The organism is Streptomyces cinnamoneus (genome assembly GCF_014650495.1).
Classification (GTDB): Bacteria; Actinomycetota; Actinomycetes; order Streptomycetales; family Streptomycetaceae; genus Streptomyces; species Streptomyces cinnamoneus.
The window spans coordinates 294,678-318,145 of record NZ_BMVB01000004.1 but is presented as its reverse complement, the minus strand read 5'-3'; the positions used below and the strand labels follow the sequence as shown (position 1 = coordinate 318,145).

At 73.1% G+C, this 23,468-nt stretch carries 19 protein-coding genes; 1 reads left to right on the top strand and 18 read right to left on the bottom strand.

What is annotated here, in order from left to right; all coding sequences use genetic code 11:
- Positions 1-105: 105 nt before the first annotated feature.
- The 5 genes from IE182_RS08480 to fmt all read right to left on the bottom strand — a co-directional run bounded on the left by IE182_RS08480 (position 106) and on the right by fmt (position 6,170).
- Positions 106-1,548 (bottom strand): GuaB1 family IMP dehydrogenase-related protein, encoded by a 1,443-nt coding sequence (locus IE182_RS08480; protein WP_190109043.1) that lies wholly within the window; start codon positions 1,546-1,548, stop codon positions 106-108.
- A gap of 278 nt (positions 1,549-1,826) precedes the next feature.
- Positions 1,827-2,816, bottom strand: a complete 990-nt coding sequence (locus tag IE182_RS08475; protein ID WP_190109042.1) for a sugar-binding transcriptional regulator — start codon at positions 2,814-2,816, stop codon at positions 1,827-1,829.
- Between the two features lie 166 nt (positions 2,817-2,982).
- Positions 2,983-3,669 (bottom strand): ribulose-phosphate 3-epimerase, encoded by a 687-nt coding sequence (gene rpe, locus IE182_RS08470; RefSeq protein WP_190109041.1) that lies wholly within the window; start codon positions 3,667-3,669, stop codon positions 2,983-2,985.
- Positions 3,670-3,746: 77 nt separating this feature from the next.
- Entirely contained in the window at positions 3,747-5,174 is a 1,428-nt protein-coding gene (locus IE182_RS08465) for an RsmB/NOP family class I SAM-dependent RNA methyltransferase (protein ID WP_190109040.1), read from the bottom strand.
- A 48-nt stretch (positions 5,175-5,222) separates the two neighbouring features.
- On the bottom strand, positions 5,223-6,170 hold the full coding sequence (gene fmt, locus IE182_RS08460) for a methionyl-tRNA formyltransferase (protein ID WP_190109039.1): 948 nt from the start codon (positions 6,168-6,170) through the stop codon (positions 5,223-5,225).
- A 305-nt stretch (positions 6,171-6,475) separates the two neighbouring features.
- Between fmt and IE182_RS08455 the strand changes: the two genes are divergently transcribed.
- Positions 6,476-6,988 carry a hypothetical protein gene (locus IE182_RS08455; RefSeq protein ID WP_190109038.1) on the top strand — a complete coding sequence of 171 codons (513 nt, stop codon included), beginning with the start codon at positions 6,476-6,478 and terminating at the stop codon, positions 6,986-6,988.
- 531 nt (positions 6,989-7,519) lie between these two features.
- On the opposite strand, the gene IE182_RS08450 is transcribed toward IE182_RS08455, so the two are convergent.
- The 13 genes from IE182_RS08450 to IE182_RS08390 form a co-directional block, all read right to left on the bottom strand.
- Positions 7,520-9,670, bottom strand: a complete 2,151-nt coding sequence (locus tag IE182_RS08450; protein ID WP_190109037.1) for a primosomal protein N' — start codon at positions 9,668-9,670, stop codon at positions 7,520-7,522.
- A gap of 98 nt (positions 9,671-9,768) precedes the next feature.
- Positions 9,769-10,977 carry a methionine adenosyltransferase gene (metK, locus tag IE182_RS08445; RefSeq protein ID WP_190109036.1) on the bottom strand — a complete coding sequence of 403 codons (1,209 nt, stop codon included), beginning with the start codon at positions 10,975-10,977 and terminating at the stop codon, positions 9,769-9,771.
- Between the two features lie 237 nt (positions 10,978-11,214).
- Positions 11,215-12,420 carry a bifunctional phosphopantothenoylcysteine decarboxylase/phosphopantothenate--cysteine ligase CoaBC gene (gene coaBC / locus IE182_RS08440; RefSeq protein WP_190109035.1) on the bottom strand — a complete coding sequence of 402 codons (1,206 nt, stop codon included), beginning with the start codon at positions 12,418-12,420 and terminating at the stop codon, positions 11,215-11,217.
- Between the two features lie 145 nt (positions 12,421-12,565).
- On the bottom strand, positions 12,566-12,838 hold the full coding sequence (rpoZ, locus tag IE182_RS08435; RefSeq protein WP_030360466.1) for a DNA-directed RNA polymerase subunit omega: 273 nt from the start codon (positions 12,836-12,838) through the stop codon (positions 12,566-12,568).
- Positions 12,839-12,871: 33 nt separating this feature from the next.
- Positions 12,872-13,462 carry a guanylate kinase gene (gmk, locus tag IE182_RS08430; RefSeq protein ID WP_190109034.1) on the bottom strand — a complete coding sequence of 197 codons (591 nt, stop codon included), beginning with the start codon at positions 13,460-13,462 and terminating at the stop codon, positions 12,872-12,874.
- A gap of 61 nt (positions 13,463-13,523) precedes the next feature.
- Positions 13,524-13,847 (bottom strand): integration host factor, encoded by a 324-nt coding sequence (locus IE182_RS08425; protein WP_190109033.1) that lies wholly within the window; start codon positions 13,845-13,847, stop codon positions 13,524-13,526.
- Between the two features lie 258 nt (positions 13,848-14,105).
- Positions 14,106-14,975, bottom strand: a complete 870-nt coding sequence (gene pyrF, locus IE182_RS08420; protein WP_190109032.1) for an orotidine-5'-phosphate decarboxylase — start codon at positions 14,973-14,975, stop codon at positions 14,106-14,108.
- Positions 14,975-16,102, bottom strand: a complete 1,128-nt coding sequence (locus IE182_RS08415) for a quinone-dependent dihydroorotate dehydrogenase (RefSeq protein ID WP_190109031.1) — start codon at positions 16,100-16,102, stop codon at positions 14,975-14,977. Before IE182_RS08415 ends, pyrF begins: the two co-directional genes overlap by 1 nt.
- Positions 16,103-16,180: 78 nt before the next feature.
- On the bottom strand, positions 16,181-19,492 hold the full coding sequence (carB, locus tag IE182_RS08410; RefSeq protein ID WP_190109030.1) for a carbamoyl-phosphate synthase large subunit: 3,312 nt from the start codon (positions 19,490-19,492) through the stop codon (positions 16,181-16,183).
- Positions 19,485-20,624, bottom strand: a complete 1,140-nt coding sequence (carA, locus tag IE182_RS08405) for a glutamine-hydrolyzing carbamoyl-phosphate synthase small subunit (RefSeq protein WP_190109029.1) — start codon at positions 20,622-20,624, stop codon at positions 19,485-19,487. The genes carB and carA overlap by 8 nt, the downstream gene beginning before the upstream one ends.
- Entirely contained in the window at positions 20,621-21,184 is a 564-nt protein-coding gene (locus IE182_RS08400) for a PH-like domain-containing protein (protein ID WP_190109028.1), read from the bottom strand. The genes carA and IE182_RS08400 overlap by 4 nt, the downstream gene beginning before the upstream one ends.
- Entirely contained in the window at positions 21,181-22,467 is a 1,287-nt protein-coding gene (locus tag IE182_RS08395; protein WP_190109027.1) for a dihydroorotase, read from the bottom strand. The genes IE182_RS08400 and IE182_RS08395 overlap by 4 nt, the downstream gene beginning before the upstream one ends.
- On the bottom strand, positions 22,467-23,453 hold the full coding sequence (locus tag IE182_RS08390) for an aspartate carbamoyltransferase catalytic subunit (RefSeq protein ID WP_190109026.1): 987 nt from the start codon (positions 23,451-23,453) through the stop codon (positions 22,467-22,469). The genes IE182_RS08395 and IE182_RS08390 overlap by 1 nt, the downstream gene beginning before the upstream one ends.
- Positions 23,454-23,468 lie beyond the last annotated feature (15 nt).

Genomic DNA, 23,468 nt, shown 5'->3' with positions numbered 1-23,468 from the left:
ACCAGAACGGGCGATCGTTGCACGTCGCGTTATGAATCGGTACAGGGGGAGCAAAAAAGGGGCGCGACCCGGCGAACCGGATCGCGCCCCTGGGGCGGGTGCGGACTACTGCCAGCTGGCGTGCAGCGGCTTGCCCTCGGCGTAGCCGGCGGCGCTCTGGACGCCGATCACGGCACGCTCGGCGAACTCCTCCAGGGAGCCGGCGCCGGCGTAGGTGCAGGAGGAACGGACGCCCGCGATGATCGAGTCGATCAGGTCCTCGACGCCCGGACGGGACGGGTCGAGGAACATGCGGGAGGTGGAGATGCCCTCCTCGAACAGGCCCTTGCGGGCGCGGTCGTAGGCCGACTCCTCGCTGGTGCGGTTGCGCACGGCGCGGGCGGAGGCCATGCCGAAGCTCTCCTTGTACGGACGCCCGTCGGCGGTCTGCTGGAGGTCGCCCGGGGACTCGTAGGTACCGGCGAACCAGGAGCCGATCATGACGTTGGAGGCGCCGGCCGCCAGGGCCATGGCGACGTCACGGGGGTGACGGACGCCACCGTCGGCCCAGACGTGCTTGCCGTACTTCTTCGCCTCGGCGGCGCACTCCAGCACCGCGGAGAACTGCGGGCGGCCCACGCCGGTCATCATGCGGGTGGTGCACATGGCGCCCGGGCCCACACCGACCTTGATGATGTCCGCGCCGGCCTCGATGAGGTCGCGCACGCCCTCGGCGGCGACGATGTTGCCCGCGACGATCGGGACCTGCGGGTCGAGCGCCCGGACGGCCTTGATCGCGGAGATCATCGACTCCTGGTGGCCGTGCGCGGTGTCCACGACGATGGTGTCGGCGCCGGCGTCCAGCAGGGCCTTGGCCTTGCCGGCCACGTCGCCGTTGATGCCGACGGCGGCGGCGATGCGCAGCTTGCCGTCCGCGTCGGTGGCGGGGGTGTAGAGCGTCGCGCGCAGGGCGCCCTTGCGGGTCAGGATGCCGGCGAGCTTGCCGTCCTTGTCGACGGCGGGCGCCAGCTTGCGGTGGGCGGCGTCGAGCTTGTTGAACGCCTCGCGCGGGTCGATGCCGGCGTCGAGGAGCAGCAGCTCGGTGGACATGACCTCGGACAGCTGGGTGAAGCGGTCCACGCCGGTCAGGTCGTGCTCGGTGACGACACCGACGGGGCGGTGCTCGTCGTCGACGACGACGCCGGCGCCGTGGGCCCGCTTGGGCAGCAGGGACAGCGCGTCGGCGACGGTCTGGGTGGGGGCCAGCACGATCGGGGTGTCGAGCACCAGATGGCGGCTCTTGACCCAGGAGATGACGTCGGTGACGACCTCGATCGGGATGTCCTGCGGGATGACGACGAGGCCACCGCGGCGGGCGACGGTCTCGGCCATGCGGCGGCCGGCGATGGCGGTCATGTTGGCGACCACGAGCGGGATGGTCGTGCCCGTGCCGTCGGGAGCGGAAAGGTCCACGCCCTGGCGGGAGCCGACCGCGGAGCGGCTCGGCACCATGAACACGTCGTCGTACGTCAGGTCGTACGAGGGCTTCTGGTCGTTAAGGAATCGCATACTGGCTCTCTCACCTGCGGTTTTGCGTACAGAGCGGGTGGGGAGTCAGCACCGAACCAGCGCCGGATCGGGCTGAGGTTCCTGGACCCATCATCCACGATCCGGCGCTCGGATGGCGAACCGGATTCATATTCTGTGATTTCGGCCAGCGGCGGACGGCCCGCCCTTGTGCCATCGCCCAAGACCTTCGCCCGGGGCCGAAGGGCCCGCGCAGGGGTGCGGATACGACGGCGCCGGCCCCCGGGGAAGGGGGCCGGCGCCGTGGGGCGTACGGGGTGTTACGAGCCGTCCGGGTCCGCCCGGTCCAGCGCGGGGCGGGGGCCGGGACCGGTCTCCAGCAGCAGGTGGTCGGCGGCGGCGGTGTCCGTGACGAGGCTGGTGACCAGGCCCGAGCGCAGCACCGCGCCGATCGCGGCCGCCTTGCGCAGGCCGCCGGCGATGGCGACGACCTCCGGGATGCGGCGCAGCCGGTCGGCCTCCACGGTGATGCAGCGCTCGCCCAGGTCGCGGCCGATGCGGCGGCCCTCGGCGTCGAAGAGGTGCGCGGACATCTCCGCGGCGGCGCCCAGGGAGGCGTAGTGGGCGCGCTCCTCCTCGGTGAGCATGTCGTAGACGGTGGAGATGCCCGGCGCCCAGGAGCCGATGGAGACGGCGGCGACGGTGACCTTGTCGAAGTAGTCGAAGGCCCGGGCGATGCCCGTCTGGCCGCGCAGCGCGGCGGCCGTGGCCGAGTCGGGCAGCAGCATCGGGGCGTAGATCGGGTGGGCCTCGCCGCCGGAGACCTGGGCGGCCCGGCGGACGGCCTCGACCGAGCCGCGCTCGGCGGTGCCCGCGTCGTAGACGCCGGTGAGCTGGACGACCGTGCAGGGCGGCAGCCGGTGCAGGGCCGCGGCCATGTGGATGGTGGACCGGCCCCAGGCGAGGCCGAGCACGTCGCCCTCGTGGACCAGCTCGCCGAGCAGGTCAGCTGCCACCTCGCCGAGGTTCTCGGGGTCGGGCGCGTCGTCGGCGGCGTCGGCCGGGGACTCCACGACCACCGCGTGGCGCAGGCCGTAGCGGGCGCGCAGCGCGTCCGAGCGCTCCGCGTCCAGCTCGGCCGGCACCCGGATCTCGATCCGCACCAGGTCGCGCTCCAGTGCCGTCTCCAGCACCCGGGCGACCTTGAAGCGGCTCACGCCGAACTCCTCGGCGATCTGGATCTTCGACTTGCCCTCAAGGTAGAAGCGGCGGGCCATCGCCGCCGCCTGCACCAGCTCGGCGGGCCCCATAGGCGTGGCTGAACGGCCCGTCGACACCCTGGTCTCCTCACTATCGTCTTCAAGCTTGTGTGCAAGCTGTGGAGCTGTGGACTCGACGTCATCCTGTCAGATGTGCGGGTCCTTGATCAGTCCTTGACCTTCGCCCTCAGCAATTCGGGCGAGCAGCGCGGGACGCTCAGTGCGCGCAGGCCCAGGGCGCACGGGCGGTCGTCGCCTCCGCCTGGGCGCGCAGGGAGCGTACGGCGGCTGCGGGGTCGTCCGTACCGTAGACGGCCGATCCGGCCACGAAGACGTCCGCGCCGGCCTCGGCGCAGCGCTCGATGGTCTCCGCCGAGACCCCGCCGTCGACCTGCAGCCACAGCGGCAGGTTGTGCCGGGAGATCAGCTCCCGGGTGCGGCGGATCTTGGGCAGCATGATGTCGAGGAACGACTGGCCGCCGAAGCCGGGCTCGACCGTCATGATGAGCAGCATGTCCAGCTCGGGCAGCAGGTCCTCGAAGGGCTCGATGGGCGTGGCCGGCTTGAGGGCCATCGACGCCCGGGCGCCCTTGGCCCGGATCTCCCGGGCCAGCCGCACGGGGGCGTGGGCGGCCTCCGCGTGGAAGGTCACCGACCCGGCGCCCACCTCGGCGTACTGCGGCGCCCAGCGGTCGGGGTCCTCGATCATCAGGTGGCAGTCCAGCGGCGTGTCCGTGGCCTTGATCAGCGACTCGACGATGGGTACGCCGAGCGTGAGGTTGGGGACGAAGTGATTGTCCATCACATCGACGTGGAGCCAGTCGGCGCCCTTCACCGCCTGCGCTTCGTCGGCGAGGCGGGCGAAGTCCGCGGACAGGATGCTGGGGTTGATCTGCACGGCCATACCCCAAGCCTGCCATGCCGCGGCGGCGCCCTTGACACGGAGGGGCCCTTGCGGGCCCCGCCGCCGCGGCCCGTGCGTCAGCCGGTGCGGCGCAGCAGGGCCAGGTACATCGCGTCCGTGCCGTGCAGGTGGGGCCAGAGCTGGACGTCGGGGCCGTCGCCCAGGGCGGGGACGCCCTGCATGTGGGGACGGGCGTCGATCCACTCGGCGCTCACGCCCTCGCGCTTGAGCACGTCGTCCACGACCGCCTTGGTCTCCGCGGGGTGCGGCGAGCACGTCGCGTAGCCCACGACGCCGCCGACGCGGACGGCGCGCAGCGCCTCGCGCAGCAGGTCGCGCTGGAGCGGCGCGAAGCCGGGCACGTCCTCGGGGCGGCGGCGCCAGCGGGCCTCGGGGCGGCGGCGCAGGGCGCCCAGGCCGGTGCAGGGCACGTCGACCAGGACCCGGTCGAAGGAGCCCTCGCGCCACGGCGGGCGGGTGCCGTCGGCGGCGATGACCTGGTACGGGCCGGGGTTGCCGGCCAGGGCGCGCTCGACGAGGCGGGCGCGGTGCGGTTGCTTCTCGGAGGCCAGCAGGGCGGCGCCGCGCTCGGCGGCGAGCGCGCCGAGCAGGGCCGCCTTGCCGCCGGGGCCGGCGCAGCCGTCCAGCCAGCGGGTGTCGGGGCCGTCGAGCGGGACGTCGGCGAGGGCGAGGGCGACGAGCTGGCTGCCCTCGTCCTGCACGCCGGCCCGGCCCTCGCGCACGGCCTCCAGGGCGCCGGGCTCGCCGCCCTCGGCGAGCCGCACGGCGTGCGGGGACCAGCGGCCGGGCAGCGCGGAGTCCTCGCCGAGCACCGCCAGCAGCTCCTCGGTGGTGGCCCGGCCGGGGCGGGCGACCAGGGTGACCTCGGGGCGCTCGTTGTCCGCCTCCAGCAGGTCCTCGATGCCGGCCCGGCCGCCGCCGAGGGCGTCCCACAGGGCGGAGACGATCCACCGCGGGTGGGAGTGGACGACGGCGAGGTGCGCCTCGGGGTCGTCCTCGTAGGGCGGTGCGACCTTCTCCAGCCAGCCGTCCAGGTCGTGGGCGGTGATCCGGCGCAGGACGGCGTTGACGAACTTCGCCCGCCCGTCGCCGAGGACGACGCGGGCCAGTTCGACGGTGGCCGAGACCGCGGCGTGCGGCGGGATGCGCGTGCCGAGCAGCTGGTGCGCGCCCAGGCTGAGCACGTCGAGCACCGGCGGGTCGACCTCGCGCAGCGGCCGGTCGATGCAGGCCGCGATGATCGCGTCGTAGGTGCCCTGGCGGCGCAGGGTGCCGTAGACCAGCTCGGTGGCGAGGGCGGCGTCGCGCGGCTCGAAGCCCTCCTTCTCACGGGCCTTGCGCAGCAGCGGGGGCAGCACGAGGTTCGCGTACGCGTCCCGCTCGTCCACGGCCCGCAGCGCCTCGAAGGCGAGGATCCGTACCGGGTCCTTCTTGGGCCTGCGGTAGGGCTTGGCGGGACGCTTGCGAGGGGACTGTTCGTTCACGAAAGGTGCTCCGGAGCCGGTGTGATGAAGGGCTCCAGCCTACGCCCGTTACCGCGCGCCCTCCTGCTCGCCCAGGCTCTCGCCTGCGGCGATGCGGACACCGCGGGCCCAGTCGGCGGCCTGCATCGGCTTCTTGCCCTGCGGCTGGACCCACTGCAGCTGCACGGCGTGGGAGCCGGTGCCGACGTGCACGGAGTTCTTGGCGGTGGCGATGGCGCCGGGGGCGAGGTCGGTGCGGTCGACGGCGGGCAGCACGGACATCACCTTCAGGCGCTCGCCGCGGAAGGTCGTCCAGGCGCCCGGCGCGGGGGCGCAGCCGCGGACGACGCGGTCGACGCGCAGGGCGGGCGCGGTCCAGTCGATGCGGGCGTCCTCGACGTTGATCTTGGGGGCGAGGGAGACGCCGTCGGCGGGCTGGGGCACGGCCTTCAGGGTGCCGTCCTCGATGCCGTCCATCGTCGCGGCCAGCAGCCCGGAGCCGGCGAAGGCGAGCCGGGTGAGGAGGTCGCCGCTGGTGTCGGTGGGGCGGACCAGCTCGGTCAGGACGCCGAAGACCGGCCCGGAGTCCAGGCCCTCCTCGATGAGGAAGGTGGAGGCGCCGGTGACCTCGTCGCCGGCCAGGATCGCGTGCTGCACGGGCGCGGCCCCGCGCCAGGCGGGCAGCAGGGAGAAGTGGAGGTTCACCCACCCGTGGGTGGGAATCTCCAGCGCCGCCTTGGGCAGCAGGGCGCCGTAGGCGACGACGGGGCAGCAGTCGGGGGCGATCTCCCGCAGCCGGGCGAGGAAGTCCTCGTCGCGGGGCCTGGCGGGCTTGAGCACCTCGATGCCGGCTTCCTCGGCGCGCTCGGCGACGGGGCTGGCGACCAGGCGGCGGCCGCGGCCCGCGGGCGCGTCGGGGCGGGTGACGACGGCGACGACCTCGTGGCGGTCCGAGGCGATCAGGGCGTCGAGGGCGGGTACGGCGACCTCGGGGGTACCGGCGAAGACGAGCCTCATGGGTGGCGGACTACCTCTCTCATAGCGTCCCGTGGCGCCGCGGCGACGCCCCTGTGGGCGCCGGACCGAACGGCGCTCCAGTCTAGAGGCGCCCCTGCCACAGGGGGCGTGCGGGCTGACGCGCGCCCCATTCCGGCGGATGTACGCCCCCATACCGTGACCCAGCGGCCCGTGGCGCGTTGGGTCAAGAGAGATTGACCGAAACGGACTGCAACCACGGTCCGCTTCCCTTGCGTTGTTTACCGACCAGCCGTCAACTCTCGTCCTCCTACGTCCCTTTAACCGCCGGTCCGAGAGGCTTGTTCATGCCCGACCACGCAACCCACGACGCCCAGGCACGGGCCAGCCTGCATCTTCTGGTCCGGGACATCGAGAGGGTCCGCCGCCAGGTGGACGCCCTGCGCACCCTCACCGCCCAGCTGGGCAATGTCTACCGCCCGCGGCGCACCGGCCCCTCGGCGGGCTTCGTCGTCTACGGACGCGCCCCCGCTCCGACGGTCCGCCTGGCCCAGGAGCTGCGGGACAGCGTCGAGACGCTGGTCACGGCGGCCGTGGACTTCGACCGTTCGCTGGGCTTCTCGTGGGACGCGGTGGGTTCGGCACTCGGCGTCACCAAGCAGGCGGTCCACCGCCGTTACGGCGCGCGGCGCGCCGGCGCCCAGGGCACGGCCGAGACCACGGAATCGGCGGTGCGCACGGCCGAGCCGGCGCCGGCGCCCATGCCGGTCGTCCCCGCGGCCCGCACGGTCCCCGGCCAGCCGAGCCCCCACCGCGAGGAACCCCGCGCCTCCGCATTCCCGGGCCCCCGGAACGGCTGAGGCCCTCCGGCACCGCCGGGCAGACCGACAGCCCGGGACTGACGGGCCCACGGACGGCGCGGGGCCTGCCCCACCATGGGCCGGGCGCGGTCCGGCACCGCCGGCACACGGCCTGCGCTGAGGTCGCCCCACCGTGGGCCGGGCAAGGTCCCGGCACCAGGCACACGTCGGCGCCCGGGGGTGCGCCGCCTCGGGCCGGGCGCGCTCCGGCACCGCCGAGATACACCGACGGGGGCCGGGCGCCATGGCGGCGATGTGCTTCCCCTCCCCCAGCTACCGCTGGGAGGTGCCCCATCCGGGGCTGGGCACCGGCACCTTCCCCCACCTCGGGGGCCGGGGCGTGGCCCCGGTCTCGGGAAGGGGTGGGGCCGGGGCCTCTTTCCCGCCGCAGCGGCGATCCGCCCGCCGCGAGGTGACCGGCGGTGCCGGACCCGCCCCGGGCGGGGCGCCGCCCGCCCCGGTCCGCCCCCGGCGGTGCCCCCCGAGCCGGGGGGACCCGCCCGCCCGAGCCGCCCCGCCGGCAGAGGCACCTCACCCGATGTCCGGCGGATCCATCCGCAGCCGCACCGGATCGCCCTCGCGGCGAGCCAGCCGCACCGCCTGCGCCGACTTGAGCGCGGCGGCCAGCGCCGCGCCCCGGCCCGGGCGGACCCGGACCAGCGCCCGCTCCCAGTGCTCGCCGGGCGGCGGATCCCCCGCCCGGCGCGGGCGACCCGGCAGGGGCGCGGGCAGCAGGACGGGCCCCAGCACCTCCGCCCCCTCCGGCAGCTCGGCCATCGCGAGAAGCTCCGCCACCGCCTCCGGCGGCCCGCTGACGGCCGCCATGCGCGACACCGGCGGGAAACCCAGCTCGGCGCGGTCCGCGAGCTCCCGCATCGCATGCCCGGCGGGATCCCACCGGACCAGCGCCTGCACGGGCCTCAGCGTCGGCTCGGCGACGACCACCACCGTGCCGCCCGCCTCACGCCCCCGCACCAGCGCGGCCGCGCCCAGCCAGCGGCGCAGCGCCTCCTCCCCCGCCCGCAGGTCCGGGCGGCCCAGCAGGGCCCAGCCGTCCAGCAACAGCGCCGCGGCGTAGCCGCCCTCGGCGACCGGCTCGGCGCCGGGCGTGGACACGATGAGGGCCGGCCGGTCGGGAACGGTGTCCAGGACGTGGTCGCGCCCCGACGTCCGCACCGGCACCGCAGGGAACGCCCGCCCCAGCTCCTCCGCCGTACGCCCCGCCCCCACGACCTGGGCGCGCAGCCGGAAGCCCCCGCACTCGCCGCAGTGCCAGTCGCGGGCCTCCTCCCCGCACCACCCGCAGTGCAGCAGCTCGCCGCCGCCCGCGCCGCGGGCCTCCAGCGGGCCCGCACAGTGCGTGCAGCGGGCGGGCTCACGGCACCGCTCGCAGGCCAGGCGCGGGACGTAGCCACGGCGCGGCACCTGCACCAGCACCGGCCCGTGCCGCAGCCCCTCGCGGGCGGCCGCCCAGGCGACGCTGGGCAGCCGGGCGGCCCGCGCGGCGGCGTCCCGCGCCTCGTCGCCCTCGCCCACCGTCCGGATGCGCGGCGCCACGGCCCGCAGCCGCTCCCGGTCGGCGGCCAGGGGCAGCGCCCAGCCGGTGTCCAGCAGCTGCGCCGCCTCCACCGTGCAGCCGAAGCCGCCGAGCAGGAACGCCGCCTTCTCGTGGGCGGCACGCAGCAGCAGCACCTCGCGGGCGTGCGGCTGCGGTGCGTGCGGCTCGCTGTGGCTGGAGTCGCCGTCGTCCCAGATGGCCGCGAGGCCCAGGTCCCGTACGGGGGCGAACATCGCGGCGCGCGTGCCGACCACGGCCCGCACGGAGCCGCGGCTGACCGCCAGCCAGCGGCGGTAACGCTCTTCCGGGCCCGTGTCCGCGGTCAGCAGGACGTGACGGCCGGGCCCGAGCAGCGTGCCGAGCGCGGCGTCGACGCGGGCCGCGGACCGGCCGTCCGGCACGACGATCAGCGCACCGCGCCCCGAGGCGAGGGCGGCCGCTGCGGCGCGGGCCAGCTCGTCCGCCCACTGCGGGCCGGGCAGCGCGCTCCACACCGCCCGCGGGGCGTCCCCACGGGCCACGGCGTCGAGGAAGGCGGGGCCGGTGGGGTAGCGGGCCCAGCCGCCCGGCCCGGGCGGCGGAGGCGGCGGCAGCGGCTCGGGCGACGGCTCGGCCTCGATACGGGCGTGCCGGGGCGGCACCGCCAGCTGCAGGACGTCGGCGAGCGAGCCGGCGTAGCGGTCGGCCACGGACCGGCACAGCCCCAGCAGGGCCGGGGAGAGCACGGGCTCGGGCGAGAGCACCTGGGCGAGGGCGGCCAGCGGCCCGCGGTAGTCGGACTCGGCGATGCGCTCGACGATGAAGCCGTCGAGCAGCCCGCCCCCCTCGCGCCGCCCGCCCCGCACGTTGCGCGTGCCGGCCCCGAAGCGCACCCGCACCCGCGCCCCCGGCCGGGCATCGGCGTCGAGCTCGGCGGGCACGGCGTAGTCCCACAGCCGGTCCAGGTGGACCGGGCCCTTGTCGACCAGCACCCGGGCGACGGGGAGCTCCTTGGCCAGCGCGGCCCCCCGCCACGTCCGCGGCTTGGCCCGCGGCACCTTGGCCTTGCGCACGCTCTCCCGGATGAGCGCGAGCTGCTCCGCCTCGGGAGCCTCCCGCTCCGACCGCCCGTTCTCGCTGCTCACGGCTCCAGTCCTATCAGAGGGCACTGACAACGAAAGGCGCCCCCACCACAAGGGCGGGGGCGCCTCACACGGGCCGGACGTCCGATCCGGCCGGGGTCCTACAGCCCTGCGGCCTTCTTCAGGGCGTCCACGCGGTCGGTGCGCTCCCACGTGAAGTCGGGCAGCTCACGGCCGAAGTGACCGTAGGCGGCCGTCTGGGAGTAGATCGGGCGCAGCAGGTCGAGGTCGCGGATGATCGCGGCCGGGCGGAGGTCGAAGACCTCGGCGATGGCGGTCTCGATCTTCTCGACGTCGACGGTGTTGGTGCCGAAGGTCTCCACGAAGAGACCGACGGGCTCGGCCTTGCCGATCGCGTAGGCGACCTGGACCTCGCAGCGGGCAGCCAGACCCGCCGCGACGACGTTCTTGGCGACCCAGCGCATCGCGTACGCGGCCGAGCGGTCGACCTTGGACGGGTCCTTGCCGGAGAAGGCACCGCCGCCGTGGCGGGCCATGCCGCCGTAGGTGTCGATGATGATCTTGCGGCCGGTGAGGCCGGCGTCACCCATGGGGCCGCCGATCTCGAAGCGGCCGGTGGGGTTCACCAGGAGGCGGTAGCCCTCGGTGTCCAGCTTGATGCCGTCCTCGACGAGCTCCTTGAGGACGTGCTCGACGACGAACTCGCGGACGTCGGGTGCCAGCAGCGAGTCGAGGTCGATGTCGCTCGCGTGCTGCGAGGAGACGACCACCGTGTCGAGGCGTACGGCCTTGTTGCCGTCGTACTCGATGGTGACCTGCGTCTTGCCGTCGGGGCGCAGGTAGGGGATGGTGCCGTTCTTCCGGACCTCGGTCAGGCGGCGGGAGAGCCGGTGCGCGAGCTCGATCGGCAGCGGCATCAGGTTCGGCGTCTCGTCGCAGGCGAAGCCGAACATCAGGCCCTGGTCGCCGGCGCCCTGCTTGTCGAGCTCGTCGTCGTCGCCCTCGACGCGGTTCTCGTAGGCGGTGTCGACGCCCTGGGCGATGTCGGGGGACTGCGCGCCGATGGACACCGAGACGCCGCAGGAGGCGCCGTCGAAGCCCTTCTTGGACGAGTCGTAACCGATTTCGAGGATCTTGTTGCGGACGAGCGACGCGATCGGCGCGTACGCCTTGGTCGTCACCTCGCCGGCGACGTGCACGAGGCCGGTGGTGATCAAGGTCTCGACGGCGACGCGGGAGGTCGGGTCCTCCTTGAGGAGGGCGTCGAGAATGGAATCGCTGATCTGGTCAGCGATCTTGTCGGGGTGACCCTCGGTGACGGACTCCGAGGTGAACAGGCGGCGGGACACATCGCTCCCTGGGGTTGCAGCGGCTGCTGGCTGATCATTGACGGACCCGGTCGAGAGCTGCGCTCGACGCGAGTCCGGTGCCAGTTTATCCGGCCTTCTCGCACTCCGGACATCCCGGTCCCGCACCGTTCTCGCATCGTGGACACCCGAAGCCCGTTTCACCTGCGGAAACGGCCACGGTGGCGGGCCCGGGAACCCCTGCCGGCCCGCTGGGCCCACCGGCCCCGGGCGGCGGCCTCAGGCCAGGCGCCCGGCCACCAGGTCCCAGACGACGTCCGCGAGCGCCTCCTTGGGGCCGTGGGGCACGGGAGTCTCCGTGCCGTCGGGCGCGAGGACGACGGCCTCGTTCTCCTCGGAACCGAAGGTCCTGCGCTCCCCCACCTCGTTGACGACCAGCAGGTCACAGCCCTTGCGGGCGAGCTTGGCGCGGCCGTTGGCCAGCACGTCGTCGGTCTCCGCGGCGAAGCCCACGACGACCTGGCCGGGGCGGGCGCGGTCGGCGGAGAGCTCGGCGAGGACGTCGGGGTTGCGGACGAGGGCGACCGGCTCCGGTTCCTGGCCGTCCCGCTTCTTGATCTTGCCTTCGGCGTAGTGGGCGGGCCGGAAGTCGGCCACGGCCGCGGCCATCACCACGGCGTCGGCGTCCGCGGCCGCCTTGAGCACGGCCTCCCGCAGCTGCACGGCCGTCCCCACGTGCACCACGTCGGCGCCCGCGGGGTCGGGCAGCTCGCTGTTGGCGGAGACGAGGGTCACACGGGCGCCGCGGGCGACGGCGGTGCGGGCCAGCGCGTAGCCCTGCTTGCCGGAGGAGCGGTTGCCGAGGTAGCGCACGGGGTCCAGCGGCTCGCGGGTGCCGCCGGCGCTCACCACGACGTGCCGGCCGGCCAGGTCGGCACGTGCGTCGCCGCCGCGCGCCAGCACCCGGCGGACGACCTCGAAGAGCTCCGCAGGCTCCGGGAAGCGGCCCTTGCCGGTGTCGACGCCGGTCAGCCGGCCGACGGCGGGCTCGACGACGATCGCGCCGCGGCGGCGCAGGGTCGCCACGTTCTCCTGGGTGGCGGCGTTCTCCCACATCTCGGTGTGCATGGCCGGGGCGAAGACGACCGGGCAGCGGGCGGTGAGCAGCGTGTTGGTCAGCAGGTCGTCGGCGAGGCCGTGGGCGGCCTTGGCCAGCATGTCGGCGGTGGCGGGGGCCACGACCACGAGGTCGGCCTGCTGGCCGATCCGGACGTGCGGCACCTCGTGGACGCTCTCCCACACCTGGGTCACGGCCGGGTGGCCGGAGAGCGCGGACCAGGTCGCCTCACCGACGAAGTGCAGGGCCGAGGCCGTCGGCACGACGCGCACGTCGTGCCCCGACTCGGTGAGCCTGCGCAGCAGCTCGCACGCCTTGTAGGCGGCGATGCCGCCGCTGACCCCCAGGACGATCTTGGGCTTGTCCATCGTTCGCTTCTCCCCGCGCTCTCGTCCGCACATTCGCTCTCGTCCGTACGTACGGACCGTACAGACCCCATGACACACCAAGGGCCCGGCAGTCGCTCTGCCGGGCCCTCGGTGACGAAGCTTAAGAAACTGACGACATCAGCGCTTACTGCGCCGGGGCCTCGACGGCCTCGGAGGTCAGCAGGCCCGCGTTGATCTCGCGGAGCGCGATGGAGAGCGGCTTCTCGTGGACGTGGGTGTCCACCAGCGGGCCGACGTACTCCAGCAGGCCCTCGCCGAGCTGCGAGTAGTACGCGTTGATCTGGCGCGCGCGCTTGGCGGCGTAGATCACGAGGCTGTACTTCGAGTCGGTCGCCTCGAGCAGCTCATCAATCGGCGGGTTGATGATGCCCTCGGGCGCGGTGATGGAAGAGGACACTCTCTGCCTTCCGATGGGGGTGAAGAAAGATGTTCAGCGCAGCAAGGCTAGCAGCTCACGCGCAACGTCCTCGACGGAGGTGTTGACCAGCGTGGTGTCGAACTCCGTCTCGGCCGCCAGCTCGACCTTGGCGGCCTCCAGCCGGCGCTCGATGACCTCGGCCGACTCCGTCCCGCGGCCGGTGAGGCGGCGGACCAGCTCGTCCCAGCTGGGCGGGGCGAGGAAGACCAGCTGGGCCTCCGGCATGGTCTCGCGGACCTGCCGGGCGCCCTGGAGGTCGATCTCCAGCAGGACCGGCTCGCCCGCCTCCAGGCGGTCGAGCACGGCCTGCCGCGGCGTGCCGTAGCGGTTGCCCGCGAATTCGGCCCACTCCAGCAGCTCTCCGTTGGCGATGAGCTTGTCGAACTGCTCGTCGTCGACGAAGAAGTACTGGACGCCCTCCCGCTCACCGGGTCGCGGCTTGCGGGTGGTGGCGGAGACCGAGAGCCACACCTCGGGGTGGGCCTTGCGCATGTGGGCGACGACCGTGCTCTTACCGACCCCGGAGGGGCCGGAGAGCACGGTCAGCCGCGGTTGTCCGGCCGGAGGGACGGGGGACGTCCCCCGGGAGACTGCAGTACTCATGCAGCGATTATCCCGGTTCCCGGGAGTGCCTGGGAACGCAGGGCCTCGCGACGGGTGGCCGTCAGGCGGCCTTGCCGCCGAACTCTCGCTCCAGAGAGGCGATCTGGTTGGAGCCGAGGCCACGCACCCGGCGGCTCTCGGAGATCCCGAGCCGCTCCATGATCTGCTTGGCCCGGACCTTGCCCACACCGGGCAGGCTCTCCAGGAGGGCGCTGACCTTCATCTTGCCGATGACATCGTTCTTCTGGCCCTGCTGGATCACGTCGTGCAGCGAGGCGCCGGAGTGCTTGAGCCGATTCTTGACCTCGGCGCGCTCCCGGCGAGCCGCGGCGGCCTTTTCGAGCGCGGCTGCGCGCTGTTCAGGGGTAAGGGGCGGAAGAGCCACGCCTACGTCACCTCGGATGTCGAACTGTCGGATACGGACCGGTGAGGAACCTAGTCGGCCCACACCTGGGGAGCAACGAGCAACGCGCTTGCTCGTTCGCTCTCGTCGGAGACTAGCGGCCGATCCCGCTCCAGTCAGCGAGAACAGACGAAAAGTCCTGGTCAGCCTCGCTCGACCAGGACTTTTCCGGACATAAAGACCGACAATTTTTCTCTGCCGACCGGCGCCGACCCGGCACCGTGGCGCGCACGCGACGCGCTAGCCGGCCACCGCCGCGCGCACCTCGTCCGAAAATCGCCCGGCACTGGCGCGCAGGGCCGCCACGTCCGGGCCGTTGCGCAGCACTCCGCGGCTGACGTTCGGGACGACGTTGCCCACCGCCGCGCCGAAGACCGCGGGCAGGTCGGCGGCGGTGGCGCCCTGGGCGCCGATGCCGGGGGCGAGCAGGGGGCCGTTGATGGCCAGATCCGCACCCGCGGCGCCCAGGGACTCCCCCAGCGTCGCGCCCACGACCGCGCCGAACGAGCCCAGGGGGGCCGCGCCGGCGTTCTCGGCGCGCAGGTGGCCGAGCATCGTCGCCGCGACGCTCGTGCCGTCGGCGCGCACCGCGTGCTGGACCTCGGCGCCCTCCGGGTTGGAGGTCAGGGCCAGGACGAACACGCCGGTGCCGCTCTCGCGCGCCAGGTCCAGGGCCGGGCGCAGGGAGCCGTAGCCGAGGTAGGGGCTGACGGTGACGGCGTCCGAGAACAGCGGCGAGGAGGGGTCGAGGTAGGTCGCGGCGTAGGCGGCCATGGTCGAGCCGATGTCGCCGCGCTTGGCGTCCATCAGCACCAGCGCGCCGGCGGCGCGGGAGTCCGCGACGGCCCGCTCCAGGACGGCGATGCCGCGCGAGCCGAACCGCTCGAAGAACGCGGACTGCGGCTTGAGCACGGCGACCCGGTCGGCCAGCGCCTCCACGACGGTGTGCGTGAAGCGCTCCAGGCCCGCGATGTCGTCGGACAGGCCCCAGTCGGCGAGGAGCGAGGCGTGCGGGTCGATGCCGACGCACAGCGGCCCGCGCTCGTCCATGGCGCGGCGCAGCCGGGCGCCGAAGGGCTCGGGGGTCTGCTGCGTGGGCTGCGCGGTCATCACTTGGCCTCTCCGGAGGTACGGGCACGGGTGGCGGCGCCGACGGCCTCGGCGAGGGTGGTGTAGGGGCTGGCGGCGAGGCGCTCGGCGAGACCCCGGTGGATCGCGCGGCACCAGAACGGGCCCTCGTAGATGAAGGCGCTGTAGCCCTGGACCAGCGTGGCGCCCGCCAGGATGCGCTCCCAGGCGTCGTCGGCGGTCTCGATGCCGCCGACGCCGACCAGCGTGATGCTGTCGCCCACGCGGGCGTACAGCCGGCCGAGGACCTCCAGGGAGCGCTCCTTGAGGGGCGCGCCGGACAGGCCGCCGGCACCGATGGCCTCGACGGTGCGCTTGGGGGTCTTCAGGCCCAGGCCGTCGCGGGCGATGGTGGTGTTGGTGGCGATGATGCCGTCCAGGCCCAGCTCGACGGCGAGGTCGGCGACGGCGTCGATGTCCTCGTCCGCCAGGTCCGGGGCGATCTTCACCAGCAGCGGCACGCGGCGCGAGGTGACGGTGCGGTCGGCGGCCTCGCGGACGGCGCTCAGCAGCGGGCGCAGCGCCTCGGTGGCCTGGAGGTTGCGCAGGCCGGGCGTGTTCGGGGAGGAGACGTTGACGACGAGGTAGTCGGCGTGGGCGGCCAGGCGCTCGGTGGAGGTGACGTAGTCGGCGACGGCCTCCTCCTCCGGCACGACCTTGGTCTTGCCGATGTTGACGCCGACGGTCGTGCGGAAGGCTTCCTTGCGGGCCGCCAGGCGCTCCGCGACGGCCGCCGAGCCGTCGTTGTTGAAGCCCATGCGGTTGATGAGCGCGCGGTCCGCGACGAGGCGGAAGAGGCGCTTCTTGGGGTTGCCGGGCTGGGGCTGCGCGGTGACGGTGCCGATCTCGACGTGGTCGAAGCCGAGCATGGCCATGCCGTCGATGGCGGCGGCGTTCTTGTCGAAGCCGGCGGCGAGGCCGAAGGGGCCGTGCATGCGCAGGCCCAGGGCCTCGGTGCGCAGCGCGGTGTGGCGGGGGGCGAGGACGGCCGCGACGAAGGTGCGCAGCACGGGGATGCGGGCGACGGCGCGGATCCAGGCGAAGGCCAGGTGGTGGGCCTTCTCGGGGTCCATGCGCTTGAAGATCAGGTCGAAGAAGAGACGGTACATTTCCAGCCTTCTGGGCGAGGTGCGGGCGCGGGGGCTTCATGAAGAGGGGGACACCTTCCGGTGTCCCCCTCCTGCGCCCTACGCCTCGCGGGCGGCGGTCAGATGTTCCGCGTGCTCCTGCAGCGAGCGCACGCCCACGTCACCGCGGGTGAGCGCCTCGATGCCCTGCACGGCGGCGGCGAGCGCCTGGACCGTGGTCAGGCACGGGACCGCCCGGGCGACGGCGGCGGTGCGGATCTCGTACCCGTCCAGGCGGCCGCCGGTGCCGTACGGGGTGTTGACGATCAGGTCGACCTGGCCGTCGTGGATGAGCTGGACGATGGTCTTCTCGCCGTTCGGCCCCTCGCCCTCGCTCTGCTTGCGCACGACAGTGGCGTTGATGCCGTTGCGCCGCAGGACCTCGGCGGTGCCGGAGGTGGCCAGCAGCTCGAAGCCGTGGGCGACGAGCTCGCGCGCCGGGAAGATCATCGAGCGCTTGTCGCGGTTGGCGACGGAGACGAACGCACGGCCCTTGGTGGGCAGCGCGCCGTACGCGCCGGCCTGCGACTTGGCGTAGGCCGTGCCGAAGACCGTGTCGATGCCCATGACCTCGCCGGTGGAGCGCATCTCCGGGCCGAGGACGGTGTCCACGCCGCGGCCGGAGGCGTCGCGGAAGCGGCTCCACGGCATCACGGCCTCCTTGACGGAGATCGGCGCGTCCAGCGGCAGGGTGCCGCCGTCGCCCTCCCGGGGCAGCATGCCCTCGGCGCGCAGCTCGGCGATGGTGGCGCCCAGCGAGATGCGGGCGGCGGCCTTGGCCAGCGGCACGGCGGTCGCCTTGGAGGTGAAGGGAACCGTGCGGGAGGCGCGCGGGTTGGCCTCCAGGACGTAGAGGATGTCCCCGGCCATGGCGAACTGGATGTTGATCAGGCCGCGCACGCCGACGCCCTTGGCGATGGCCTCGGTGGAGGCCCGCAGCCGCTTGATGTCGAAGCCGCCGAGGGTGATCGGGGGCAGCGCGCAGGCGGAGTCGCCGGAGTGGATGCCGGCCTCCTCGATGTGCTCCATGACGCCGCCGAGGTAGAGCTCCTGGCCGTCGTAGAGCGCGTCGACGTCGATCTCGATGGCGTCGTCGAGGAAGCGGTCGATGAGCACCGGGTGCTCGGAGATCAGGCCCGCGTGCCGCTCCAGGTAGCCCGCCAGCGAGGGCTCGTCGTAGACGATCTCCATGCCGCGGCCGCCGAGCACGTAGGACGGGCGGACCATGACCGGGTAGCCGATGCCGGCGGCGATGCCCTTGGCCTCCTCGAAGGAGTAGGCCGTGCCGTACTTGGGCGCGGGCAGCCCGGCCTCGGTCAGGACGCGGCCGAAGGCGCCGCGCTCCTCGGCGAGGTCGATGGCCTCGGGCGAGGTGCCGACGATCGGCACGCCGTTGTCCTTGAGCGCCTGGGCGAGGCCCAGCGGCGTCTGGCCGCCGAGCTGGACGACGACGCCCGCGACGGGGCCCGCCTGCTGCTCGGCGTGGACGATCTCCAGGACGTCCTCCAGGGTGAGCGGCTCGAAGTAGAGCCGGTCGGAGGTGTCGTAGTCGGTGGAGACGGTCTCGGGGTTGCAGTTGACCATCACGGTCTCGTAGCCCGCCTCGCTGAGCGCGAAGGAGGCGTGGACGCAGGAGTAGTCGAACTCGATGCCCTGGCCGATGCGGTTCGGGCCCGAGCCCAGGATGATCACAGCGGGCTTCTCGCGCGGCGCGACCTCGGACTCCTCGTCGTAGGAGGAGTAGAAGTACGGCGTCCTCGCGGCGAACTCGGCGGCGCAGGTGTCGACCGTCTTGTAGACCGGGCGGACGCCGAGGGCCTGGCGGACCTCGCGGACGACGTCCTCGCGCAGGCCGCGGACGGCCGCGATCTGGGCGTCGGAGAAGCCGTGCCGCTTGGCCTCGGCGAGCAGCTCGGGGACGAGCTTCTCGGCGCCGCGCAGCTCCTCGGCCACCTCGTTGATGAGGAAGAGCTGGTCGACGAACCACGGGTCGATGCGGGTGGCGTCGAAGACCTCGTCCGGGGTGGCGCCGGCGCGGATGGCGGCCATGACGGTGTTGATCCGGCCGTCGGTCGGGACCTTGGCCTTCTCCAGCAGGGCGCTCTTGTCCCCGGGCTCGGCGACGAAGTCGAACTGCGAGCCCTTCTTCTCCAGCGAGCGCAGGGCCTTCTGCAGGGCCTCGGTGAAGTTGCGGCCGATGGCCATGGCCTCGCCGACCGACTTCATGGTCGTGGTGAGGGTGGCGTCGGCGGCCGGGAACTTCTCGAAGGCGAAGCGGGGGGCCTTGACCACGACGTAGTCGAGCGTGGGCTCGAAGGACGCCGGGGTCTTCTCGGTGATGTCGTTGGGGATCTCGTCGAGGGTGTAGCCGACGGCGAGGCGGGCCGCGATCTTGGCGATCGGGAAGCCGGTGGCCTTGGACGCCAGCGCGGAGGAGCGCGAGACGCGGGGGTTCATCTCGATGACGATGACCCGGCCGTCGTCGGGGTTGACGGCGAACTGGATGTTGCAGCCGCCGGTGTCGACGCCGACCTCGCGGATGATGGCGATGCCGACGTCGCGCAGGATCTGGTACTCGCGGTCGGTCAGCGTCATCGCCGGGGCGACGGTGATGGAGTCACCGGTGTGCACGCCCATGGGGTCGAAGTTCTCGATGGAGCAGACGACCACGACGTTGTCGTTGCGGTCGCGCATCAGCTCCAGCTCGTACTCCTTCCAGCCGAGGATGGACTCCTCCAGGAGCACCTCGGTGGTCGGGGAGAGCGTGAGGCCCTGGCCGGCGATGCGGCGCAGCTCGTCCTCGTCGTGGGCGAAGCCGGAGCCGGCGCCGCCCATGGTGAAGGAGGGGCGGACGACGACGGGGTAGCCGCCGAGCGTCTCGACGCCCGCAAGGACCTCGTCCATGGTGTGGCAGATGACCGAGCGGGCGGACTCGCCGTGGCCGATCTTGGCGTGGACGGCCTCGACGACGCCCTTGAACAGGTCGCGGTCCTCGCCCTTGTGGATGGCCTCGACGTTGGCGCCGATGAGCTCCACGCCGTACTTCTCCAGCACGCCGTTCTCGTGCATGGAGATGGCGGTGTTGAGCGCGGTCTGGCCGCCGAGGGTGGGCAGGAGGGCGTCGGGGCGCTCCTTGGCGATGATCTTCTCGACGAACTCGGGGGTGATCGGCTCGACGTACGTGGCGTCGGCGATCTCCGGGTCGGTCATGATCGTGGCCGGGTTGGAGTTGACGAGGATGACCCGCAGGCCCTCGGACTTCAGCACGCGGCACGCCTGGGTGCCGGAGTAGTCGAACTCCGCGGCCTGGCCGATGACGATCGGGCCGGAGCCGATGACCAGAACGGACTGGATGTCGGTGCGCTTAGGCACGCTGGCCCTCCATCAGGGAGACGAAGCGGTCGAACAGGTACGCGGCGTCGTGCGGGCCTGCGGCTGCCTCGGGGTGGTACTGGACGCTGAATGCCGGCTGGTCGAGCAGCTGGAGGCCCTCGACCACGTTGTCGTTCAGACAGACGTGGGAGACCTCGGCGCGGCCGTAGGGCGTGTCGGTCGCCTTGTCGAGCGGGGCGTCGACGGCGAAGCCGTGGTTGTGCGCGGTGACCTCGACCTTGCCGGTCGTGCGGTCCTGCACGGGCTGGTTGATGCCGCGGTGGCCGTACTTCAGCTTGTAGGTGCCGAAGCCGAGCGCCCGGCCCAGGATCTGGTTGCCGAAGCAGATGCCGAAGAGGGGGGTCTTCCGCTCCAGGACGCCGCGCATGACGGAGACCGGGTGGTCGGCGGTGGCCGGGTCGCCCGGGCCGTTGGAGAAGAACACGCCGTCGGGGGCGACCGCGTAGACGTCCTCGATCGTCGCCGTGGCGGGCAGGACGTGCACCTCGATGCCGCGCTCGGCCATGCGGTGCGGGGTCATGCCCTTGATGCCCAGGTCGATCGCGGCGACGGTGAAGCGCTTCTCGCCGATCGCGGGGACGACGTACGTCTCCTTGGTGGCGACCTCGACGGAGAGGTCGGCGCCCTTCATCTCGGGGGCGCGGCGCACCTCGGCGAGCATGGCCGCCTCGTCGGGCAGCGTCGCGCCGGAGAAGATGCCGACCCGCATCGCACCGCGCTCGCGCAGGTGGCGGGTGAGCGCGCGGGTGTCGATGCCGCTGATGCCGACGACGCCCTGGCGCTCCAGCTCCTCGTCCAGCGAGCGACGGGAGCGCCAGTTGGAGGGGAGGCGGGCGGGGTCGCGCACGACGTAGCCGGCGACCCAGATGCGGCCGGACTCGGGGTCCTCGTCGTTGACGCCGGTGTTGCCGACGTGCGGGGCCGTCATGACGACGACCTGGCGGTGGTACGAGGGGTCGGTGAGGGTTTCCTGGTAGCCGGTCATGCCGGTGGAGAACACGGCCTCGCCGAAGGTCGTCCCGATCGCCCCGTAGGCGCGGCCGCGGAACGTACGACCGTCCTCCAGGACGAGTACGGCGGGGACCTTGCTTCCCCTGCTGGAGGTCGTCATCGTGCGCCTTCCGTAGTGCTGTTCATGGTGCTGATCGCCTCGACCCAGGCGGCGTGCCCGGCCGCCCGGTCGGAGCGGAAGCCCGAGTCGATGGTCTTGTCGCCGTGCTGCCAGGTGATCACGAGCAGGCCCTCGGGGAGAACCTTGCCCGCGATGCCCGTCTCCAGGCGGGCGCCGCGCAGGGCGGCGGCGGGGATGAAGAAGTCCCGGGCGCCGGGCCGTACGACGTCGACGCCCTGCTCCGTGAGGGTGAGCTCGGCCTTGCTGCGGGTGCCGAGGCCGTGCGCGACGATCCGGTCGAGCCACTGCCCGGAGGTGGTGGAGCCGTGGTAGCGGCCGGTCATCGTGAGCGTGGGCTCACCCCGCTCGGCGGGGGCGGTGGGCAGCTCGGGCAGGTCGCCCTGGAGCGTGCCGCGCCACTTCCAGCCCTCGCGCATCAGCCAGTAGAGCAGTGCGATGAAGAGCAGCAGCCCCACGACCCAGCCGATGCGTGCGGCCCAGTCGGTGACGTCGGCAGACTTCTGCTCGGCCGCCAGAGTGATGATTCGTACAGGTGTCACGCGAGATTCCCGTCCACGACCGTCGCCCGGCCCCGCAGGAATGTGTGGGTGACGCGACCCGGCAGCTCGCGGCCCTCGTAGGGCGTGTTGCGGCTGCGGGAGGCGAAGCCCGCGGGGTCCACGACACCACGGTAAGCGGAATCGACCAGGGTGAGGTTGGCGGGCTCCCCGGCGGCAACGGGACGGCCGTGCCCGGCGAGGCTGCCGATGCGGGCGGGCGTGAACGACATGCGCTCGGCGACGCCCGCCCAGTCCAGCAGGCCGGTCTCGACCATCGTGTGCTGGACGACGGACAGCGCCGTCTCCAGGCCCACCATGCCCATGGCGGCCGCGGCCCACTCGCAGTCCTTGTCCTCGTGCGGGTGCGGGGCGTGGTCGGTGGCGACGATGTCGATCGTGCCGTCGGCCAGGGCCTCGCGCAGCGCCATCACGTCGCGCTCGGTGCGCAGCGGCGGGTTCACCTTGTAGACCGGGTTGTACGAGCGCACGAGCTCGTCGGTCAGGAGCAGGTGGTGCGGGGTGACCTCGGCGGTGACGTCGATGCCGCGCGACTTGGCCCAGCGGACGATCTCGACGGAGCCGGCCGTGGACAGGTGGCAGATGTGCACCCGGGAGCCGACGTGCTCGGCGAGGAGGACGTCGCGGGCGATGACCGACTCCTCGGCGACGGCCGGCCAGCCGCCCAGGCCCAGCTCGGCGGAGACGACGCCCTCGTTCATCTGGGCACCCTCGGTGAGCCGGGGCTCCTGCGCGTGCTGCGCGATGACGCCGCCGAACGCCTTCACGTACTCCAGGGCGCGGCGCATGATCACGGCGTCGTCGACGCACTTGCCGTCGTCGGAGAAGACGGTGACGCCGGCGGCGGAGTCGTGCATGGCGCCGAGCTCGGAGAGCTGCTTGCCCTCCAGGCCGACGGTGACGGCGCCGATGGGCTGCACGTCGCAGTAGCCGGACTCCTTGCCCAGGCGCCAGACCTGCTCGACGACGCCGGCGGTGTCGGCGACGGGGAAGGTGTTGGCCATGGCGAACACGGCGGTGTAGCCGCCGCTCGCGGCGGCCCGGGTGCCGGTCAGGACGGTCTCGGAGTCCTCGCGGCCGGGCTCGCGCAGGTGGGTGTGGAGGTCGACCAGGCCGGGCAGCAGGATCTTGCCGTCGGCCTCGATCACCTGGGCGCCCTCGGCGCGCAGGCCGGTGCCGACCTCGGCGATGGTCTCGCCGTCGATCAGCACGTCCTGCGGCTCGCCGCCGAGGACCTTCGCACCGCGGATCAGGATCTTGGACATTACTTGCTCTCCTCGGTGCGGGCGTTGTTCAGGGTGACGGCGGGCTCGGAGCCACCGAGCAGCAGGTAGAGGACGGCCATCCGGGTGCTGACGCCGTTGGCGACCTGCTCGACGGCCGTGCAGCGGTCGGAGTCGGCGACCTCGGCGGTGATCTCCATGCCGCGGTTCATCGGGCCCGGGTGCATCACGATGGCGTGCTCGGGCATCTTGGCCATCCGGTCGCCGTCCAGGCCGTAGCGCCGCGAGTACTCGCGCTCGGTCGGGAAGAACGCGGCGTTCATGCGCTCGCGCTGCACCCTCAGCATCATCACGGCGTCGGACTTCGGCAGCACGGCGTCGAGGTCGTAGGAGACCTCGCAGGGCCAGGTGTCGACGCCGACGGGCACCAGCGTGGGCGGGGCGACCAGGGTGACCTCGGCGCCGAGCGTGGTCAGCAGGTGGACGTTGGAGCGGGCCACCCGGCTGTGCAGCACGTCGCCGACGATCGTGATCCGGCGGCCGGACAGGTCCTTGCCGAGACCGGCGTCCCGGCCGACCAGGCGGCGGCGCATGGTGAAGGCGTCCAGCAGGGCCTGGGTGGGGTGCTCGTGGGTGCCGTCGCCGGCGTTGACCACGGCTCCGTCGATCCAGCCGGAGTTCGCCAGCCGGTAGGGGGCGCCGGAGGCGTGGTGGCGGATGACGACGGCGTCGGCGCCCATCGCCTCCAGGGTCAGGGCGGTGTCCTTGAGCGACTCGCCCTTGGAGACCGAGGAGCCCTTGGCGGAGAAGTTGATGACGTCGGCGGAGAGCCGCTTGGCGGCGGCCTCGAAGGAGATGCGGGTCCGCGTCGAGTCCTCGAAGAAGAGGTTGACGACGGTGCGGCCGCGCAGGGTGGGAAGCTTCTTGATCGGCCGGTCCGCGACCCGGGCCATCTCCTCGGCGGTGTCGAGGATCAGGACGGCGTCGTCGCGCGTGAGGTCGGCGGCCGAGATGAGGTGGCGCTTCATCCGGTTGCTCCGTGG